Raw genomic sequence first — 5,361 nt, forward strand, 5'->3', positions numbered from 1 at the left:
CATTGGAATTCAAAAAACGGTGATACACCGCTATTCGGATCCGTTCAACCGCCAGTCTATGGCAGCGAAGTGCAGCGCAAACAGATTGCGCAGCTCGTCTATGATTTCATTTCTGAAATCAAATCGGATAATCCTGAAGCGAATATCGTCTCTCTTGGGGATTTCAATGACTTCCAATTTGCGGAGCCTTTGAAAATCCATGAAGGCAGCCTCATGACGAATATGATCAACCATGTCGATGCGGCTGACCGTTATTCGTACGTTTTCCAAGGAAACTCCCAAGTACTCGATCATATTTTAGTGTCGAATAACTTGGCGGATCAAACAGCCATCGACATTTTGCACATCAACGCAGATTTCACGGATATGGCTGGACGAGCTAGCGATCATGATCCTGTCATGGTGCAGATTGGATTCGAAGCACCGGTCATTTGGGAACCTGTTCCGATCAAGAAATTTTACAATCTCGTCAATGAACATAAAAAGCAATTGATGATTGCGGAACCGAGCGTTGCTGTCTATATGGACGCGCAATCGTCGTTGAAGGACGGCATGTACTTGAAAGGGGACTATGCCGAGCTGACTGGTGAAGGATTCAAGACGAATACGGTCATACTGCAGCCGAAGAAAAAAGGCTTGATCGTCCACATTAAGGATGCGGAAATGGGCCATATCATCATAGAAGGCTCGCATCCGCTCGAAATTAGAGGTGCAGAAAATATCAAGAGGATCGACTTTGTCAAAGGGGCAGACCCTTCCGGAGTCATCTTCTACAATTCGAAAGGGAAGCGGATCGGCGTGCCTGTAGTAAACAACGCACCTACCGTTTTGAAACCGATTCCGAACCAGGAAGTGAAACCTGGAGAGTCGATTTCAATCGCCCTCTCCGAACACTTCAGTGACCCGGATGGCGATAAGCTGACGTTTTCGGCAACGAAAGGAACAGTCGATCTCCTGACAAATGTCCTCACTTTGAATCTCGAAGAGGGCAGCCACATCGTAGGGGTCACTGCGAGGGATGGAGATAAATCTGTAACAACAAGCTTCTCTGTCATTGTTACAAACGAGGAAGTGCCGGCGGACAGCTACTACAAAAATGCAATCGGAAAGGAAGGGCAGGAATTGAAAGCGGCACTCCACGACATCATTTCTGACCATCGCCAGCTGTCGTATGCGGAAGTATGGGAAGCGTTGAAGGAGACAGATAAGGATCCGAACAATCCGAACAACGTCATTCTGCTCTATTCAGGGGATTCGCGCTCCAAAGATCGGAACGGCGGAAATGTCGGTGATTGGAACAGGGAGCACGTATGGGCAAAATCGCACGGCGACTTCGGTACGAGCAAAGGACCTGGAACAGATATCCACCATTTGCGTCCGACTGACGTCCAGGTGAATAGCGCTCGCGGCAACTTGGATTTCGACTATGGCGGAAATGCAGTAAAAGGCTGTGATGGCTGTTTCAAGTCCGCTAACTCATGGGAACCGCCCGATCGCGTGAAAGGTGACGTAGCAAGGATGCTGTTCTATATGGCTACCCGTTACGAACCGGGCGACCGCGTTGACTTGGAGTTGAATGAACGCCTGAACAATGGCAGCAATCCATACCATGGAAAGCTCTCCGTCCTATTGGAATGGCATGAAATGGACCCTGTCGATGCTTTTGAAAGAAACCGCAACAAAACAATCGAACAATGGCAAGGTAACCGAAACCCGTTCATTGATCATCCTGAATGGGTGCAATCGATCTGGCAAAGTGCCGGTTCAGAAGATCTGAAAAAGGCTTCATAATGAAAAAAAGACTAGAGGAGCCTCTAGTCTTTTTTATCGTTTGTAAGTACGTTGCATTTTTCAAAAACACACTTACAATGAGGCGACAATCCTATACAACAATAACAATTTTTATCCTCCAAATATACGGAAAAAGCAACTTAGCTAGCATTACCATAGTCTTGAAATCAAATATCTTCAATTCTAGGTTTTCAGAAAATGGAAAATGATTCATAAGTTGCGAATGACAAAAGAAAATATGATTTTTGACCTTGTTTTTCTCCATAGGCCCTCAAGCGAAATGATTTTGGAAAAACTTGCACAACCAATACTTCCCTTTAGTCCAATGTCTAATGTCTCAGCGAGTTTAGAGCCCGTCTGTCACGATTTTGACATACATTCGACACAATGATATTAATAATGAACATAGGAATCTACCAAACGAGAGATAGAGTGGGAGGTTTCCGGATTTCGTTAGGATGAAAGAGGGATTGGGATGTTAGAGGCAAAGAGGCGTGCGGCGATATTTTTAATACTGGCTTTCATATTAGCTGCTGTGACAGGATATCTCGTGCTGGAAAAGGTCAAAGAATTGAATGCGGACTTAGGTGGAATGACATCGATTTACATTGCTAAGGGATCGATCCCTTCCCGATCACCGATTGCAGCTTCACAAGTGACGAAAATGGATATCCCCAATAAGTTCGTAACGGATAGCCATATACTTTCCGCAGACGAATTCGAACATCAAGTATCAATCGTCCCATTGAATCCAGGGGACATCATTACGAAAAACATGATCAAGCCAGTTTCAAATCTGCAGGATGCCAACAATCGCCTCGTCACGATGTATCGGACGGATAAGATCCAGTTCGATCAGGTGCTGACGGCTTTGGACCGGGTCGACATCATCGTTTCGACAAATGACAATGGAAAGAAGAAGACACAGGTCTTCATGAAAGACGTGTTAGTCGCTTTCGCGCAAGGAACAAATGACAATTTCTCCGGAATCGCGGTGGAAGTGACGGCTGACGAGGCACCTAGCTTAATACATATGCAAAATTACGCCGAGCATATCCGTGTGTTGAAGGCGAACGTCGGGCAGGCATCTTCATTTGGAGACGCAGTAGAAACATCCGACAGTGAAACAGATTCAGTGGAAAAGGAAGAGCCAGTAGAGGAACCAGCCAGCGAACAGTCTGAAGGATCGGCTGCAAAAGACACTGAAAGTAAAGATGGCGGAGCAGATAAAACAGAAGAATCACCAGATTTAAAGTCGGAATATTCAGTAGAATAAAGGTGGACAGTCACTTATCGAAGGGTGAGGCAGTTGGAAAATAAGTTGAATATTATGATCGTCTCTGATGACGATGCGCTTATGTCGCAGTTGAAAACCATTGCCGAGACGAAATCGGAGCAGGTCATTGGTGTACGTTCGAATGAAGCAGTGAGGGAAATGAATCGCGAAATGGCGCACATCGTCGTCTTTGGTCAGACGGAAGCCGATACATCGGTCGAAGTCGTTCAAATGCTGAAAATCATCAATCCGAATGCACTCATCCTGTTCATTGCGAATGCATCCGACTTTGGTTTGCTACGCAATATGACGAGGGCGGGAGCAGATGAGTTTTTCGTCTTTCCGGAAGAGGCGGGCCTATTCTCAAGCAGATTCCCGAACATGGTCAAAGGCTACGAGGCTAAGAAGGCGAAAAACGAAGAGTCGGCTACGGCTAGTTTTGGACGCGGCCGAGGGAGGATCGTTTCATTCTATAGCGGGAAAGGGGGGAGTGGCTGTTCACTGCTCGCTGCATCTTTCGCACAAACAATGAAGCTCGAGTCATCAGCAGAAGTGATTCTCATCGATTTGAACGGGCAGTTCGGCGGCGTCGAAACATTGCTTTCCATCGAATCAAACCGATCGCTTGCCGACTTGCAGCCCGTCATTGAAGAGCTGAACGAAAGCCATATCCGGAACGTTTCCCAAACGCAGGAGCATTCCAAAATGGAAGTCCTAATCAGTCCATGTGATGCAGAAATACTTGAAACACTAGATGAGGAATTCATCGCTAAGTTGCTTCGGACATGCAGACGATCATTCGATTATGTCGTCGTAGATTTGCCGTCCTCAATTAACGGGCTCGTCGTTACGGCGATGGAGGAGTCGGATAAGATTTATTACGTCCTTACTCCGGACACCCCTTCATTAAAAATCATGAAACAGTACGAGGAGTTGTCGGAAAGGCTCGGGCTTGTCCTGACGAGCCGTATGGAAATCGCTCTGAATAAATTATCGAAGAACTATGAAGTGAAACAGAAGGATTTGAAAAATGTGCTGCGCCACCCGATCATCGCTTCGATTAGGCAAGACACGAAAGGTCTTCAATCATTCATCAATCAGGGGCAGCCGGTTCGGAAGCAAGCCAAGGAGAGGAAACTGATTCCGTTTGCCAAGGATATCCGGAAATTCGCCCGTCAAGTCGCAAAGCAGTAGGAGGTGGTGAAGGATGAGTTCTTTATTCGAACGGCGCAAAGAGAAATTGGCAAAACAGCAATCGTCCTCTTATAAGTATGAAAATCATCTTGTCGATGAATTGGTCGATCACTACAAAGCGAGATTGCTGAGGGATACGAATCTGGAGGCACTCACCCAATTATCATCTGGTGAAATGCGTCTACGGATCGAGCAGTATGTCTCTCATTTCATGTCCGAAGAGAAAGTGATCATCTCACGGAATGATAAAGATCTTTTGATCACAAGGATCCTTGACGAAGCAGTCGGCTATGGGCCGCTGGAGCCGCTTATCAAAGATCCCACGATTACTGAAATTCTCATCAATGGTTTCGATGAAGTGTATATCGAGAAGATGGGTCGTCTTGAAATGGTGGATGTCGCATTCAGGGATGATGAACATGTTCGGCATATCGTCGACCGGATTGTCGCACCTTTAGGAAGACGTGTCGATGAAAGCTCCCCCATGGTTGACGCCAGATTGCCCGATGGCAGCCGTGTCAACGCCGTCATTGCGCCTGTCAGCCTTTCAGGGACATTGGTATCCATTCGGAAATTCCGGGAAGAGCCTTTCCAAATGGAAGATCTGCTAGGTTTCGATTCATTGAATGAAACGATGGCAAGATTCCTGCAAGGCGTCGTGAAAGGGAAGATGAACACCCTTATTTCCGGTGGTACCGGCTCCGGGAAGACGACGATTTTGAACGTCGTCGCCGCTTCCATTCCACATGGCGAACGGGTCATTACGATTGAGGACTCTGCTGAGTTGCGTCTCGACCGACCGAATGTCGTGGGCATGGAAGCACGACCGGCAAACGTGGAAGGAAAGGGGGAAGTGACAATCCGCAATCTCGTGCGGAACGCGCTTCGGATGCGTCCGGACCGAATCATTGTCGGTGAGGTCCGAAGCGGGGAAGCGTTCGACATGCTTCAGGCGATGAATACGGGACATGAAGGGTCCTTGACGACAGTCCATGCCAACTCGCCTGCCGATGCGATGCGGCGTGTCGAATCGATGGTCATCATGGCGGGCATGGATCTGCCTTCGACTGTCATTCGGGAATATATCGTCGGTGCGCTCG

4 protein-coding genes are annotated in these 5,361 nt (G+C 47.4%); all 4 read left to right on the plus strand.

What is annotated here, in order from left to right; translation table 11 throughout:
- Positions 1-918: 918 nt before the first annotated feature.
- Positions 919-1,791 (plus strand): endonuclease I family protein, encoded by an 873-nt coding sequence (locus AWV70_RS24785; RefSeq protein ID WP_414714845.1) that lies wholly within the window; start codon positions 919-921, stop codon positions 1,789-1,791.
- Between the two features lie 475 nt (positions 1,792-2,266).
- On the plus strand, positions 2,267-3,067 hold the full coding sequence (locus AWV70_RS16775; RefSeq protein ID WP_153010033.1) for a flp pilus assembly protein CpaB: 801 nt from the start codon (positions 2,267-2,269) through the stop codon (positions 3,065-3,067).
- Between the two features lie 24 nt (positions 3,068-3,091).
- A complete protein-coding gene (locus AWV70_RS16780; RefSeq protein WP_235588725.1) occupies positions 3,092-4,261 on the plus strand; it encodes an AAA family ATPase in 1,170 nt (389 codons plus the stop codon).
- Positions 4,262-4,274: 13 nt separating this feature from the next.
- Positions 4,275-5,361 (plus strand): CpaF family protein (locus tag AWV70_RS16785; RefSeq protein WP_235588726.1); only part of this gene is annotated, 1,087 nt, incomplete at its 3' end.

Origin of the sequence: Sporosarcina koreensis (genome assembly GCF_001531445.1) — a bacterium.
Lineage (GTDB): Bacteria > Bacillota > Bacilli > Bacillales_A > Planococcaceae > Sporosarcina > Sporosarcina koreensis_C.

Bases quoted from the DNA above. Each gene is read 5' to 3' on its own strand.
- AWV70_RS16775 (WP_153010033.1), top strand. From the start codon at position 2,267: ATGTTAGAGGCAAAGAGGCGTGCGGCGATATTTTTAATACTGGCTTTC.